Origin of the sequence: Paraburkholderia sp. RL18-085-BIA-A (assembly GCF_046027075.1) — a bacterium.
Classification (GTDB): Bacteria; Pseudomonadota; Gammaproteobacteria; order Burkholderiales; family Burkholderiaceae; genus Paraburkholderia.
On the sequence record NZ_JARESU010000454.1, the window covers coordinates 1 to 1161 of the forward strand.

Annotated in this window: 1 protein-coding gene; it reads right to left on the reverse strand. The window is 58.1% G+C overall.

Going from position 1 to position 1161, the window contains the following annotated elements; all coding sequences use genetic code 11:
• Positions 1-1083 carry an IS630 family transposase gene (locus P0D89_RS53185; protein WP_408371282.1) on the reverse strand — a complete coding sequence of 361 codons (1083 nt, stop codon included), beginning with the start codon at positions 1081-1083 and terminating at the stop codon, positions 1-3.
• Positions 1084-1161: the final 78 nt, after the last annotated feature.

The window sequence follows — 1161 nt, forward strand, 5'->3', positions numbered from 1 at the left end:
CTAGTGTTCCGTCCCAGAAATAACTTTGCATAGCCGGGCCACTTTCTGGAGAATGGAATCGGCTGTCGCGGTCCATACGAACGGCCGCTTGTGCTGGTTGTACTGCTCGGTATAACGTTCGATGCTGGCAATGAGCTGGCGCACGTTTCTGAATGACCCGCGACGGATCGCCTGTTGCGTAATCAGGCCAAACCAGCGTTCAACCTGATTCAGCCAGCTCGAGTAGGTCGGCGTGAAATGTATGTGGTAGCGCGTATGCCTGGCGAGCCACGCCCTGACCCTCGGATGCTTGTGTGTCGCGTAGTTGTCGACGACCAGATGCACGTCGAGATCGGCCGGCACCGCCTGGTCAATATGCCTGAGGAACGCCAGGAATTCCTGATGCCGGTGGCGTGGCTTGCATTGAGCAATGACTTCGCCCGTCGCTGCATTGAGCGCGGCGAATAAGGTTGTGGTGCCATGCCGGACGTAATCATGCGTCACGCCTTCGAGATAGCCCAGCCCCATCGGCAGCATCGGCTGCGTGCGCTCCAGCGCCTGACACTGGCTCTTCTCGTCGACGCACAGCACCAGGGCGTTGGTGGGCGGGCTCAGGTACAGCCCGACAATATCGCGCACCTTCTCGACGAAGAATGAATCGGTAGACAGCTTGAAGCTCTTTGAACGATGGGGCTGTATACCGAACAGCGACAGATACCGGGCAACCGAACTCTTCGAAATCCCTGTCTGCGAGGCCGCAGAACGCACGCTCCAGTGCGTTGCCCCGTCCGGCTTCTCGTGCAACACCCTGGCCAGTAATTCCGCGACCGCCTCGTCGTCATGTGTGCGTGGTCGGCCAGGGCGAGCTTCATCATGCAGACCCGCAAGCCCCTGAGCGACAAACCGCTTCTTCCAGTGCGTGATCACCGGTGGCGTCACTTCGCACTGCATCGCAATTTCCTTGGTCGTGCAACCGTCAGCGGCCATCAGGACAATCTTTGCCCGACGCACCAGAGAATGAGGCAGCGAACGCGAGCGACTCATGGACAGCAACTGTTCTCGCTCCAGTTCCGACACGACAACCTCGATCCCCTTGCGTCCCATGATCGCCTCCTGTCCATTACGACTCGATCATAGAACAATCCAAATTTATGTAAAGTTATTTCTGGGACGGAACACTAG